This is a genomic window from Candidatus Thermoplasmatota archaeon (assembly GCA_030018475.1).
Classification (GTDB): domain Archaea; phylum Thermoplasmatota; class JASEFT01; order JASEFT01; family JASEFT01; genus JASEFT01.
The window spans coordinates 1-651 of record JASEFT010000121.1; the positions used below are offsets into that span (position 1 = coordinate 1).

The 651-nt window shown below is 32.7% G+C and carries 1 protein-coding gene; it reads right to left on the reverse strand.

All coding sequences use genetic code 11. The features are described from left to right. The coding region (locus QMD21_07865) for a hypothetical protein (GenBank protein ID MDI6856679.1) at window positions 1-636 on the reverse strand (636 nt) is incomplete at its 3' end. Window positions 637-651 lie beyond the last annotated feature (15 nt).

Here is a 651-nt window from a genome sequence, read left to right on the forward strand (position 1 = left end):
GCCAGCAACATCGCTTTCGTTGTATCCTATTGTGATATTTACATAAGTGATTGTTCCTGTGACGGTGACATTAATACATATAATAAATTGTAGATTTTTGGGTGGGGTTTGTGGCTGTTCCACTCTTATTATGTTTACTGTTCCGTTTCCAATACAAATTACATTAACTTCTTTACCATCAATAGTTTCTGTCTTTGCTATCATTATAGTGAAATAATATTCTATGGGTATGTTTTTGTTAGCGCTTGTATCGTTTGCCCATATATAATAAGAATACAGGCCTCCGATCTGGTAGGTTGTATTATAGTAATAGTTATTTGTGTTGGGTATTTGATTCATTGTAATATTTACTGGTGTAAAATCTGTAGGCCCTATAATGTTGACTTTTACAGTATCAACGGCAACATTATCTGTAACTATGCAAGTGATGTTTACATATCCTCTTTGAGTTTGAACCGATGGTGTTGCTTGAACTTCTGAAATTATTGGTAGCGTGATATCTATTTCAAACTGATATGCTGCAGATTTATTCTGGTTGTTACTTGTATCATTTGCCCAAATGTAATAATAATAGACGCCTTTAACAGAATAAGTTGTGTTGTAATAATAATTATTTGTTACCCCTATTTTAGTCATTGATACATTTACAGG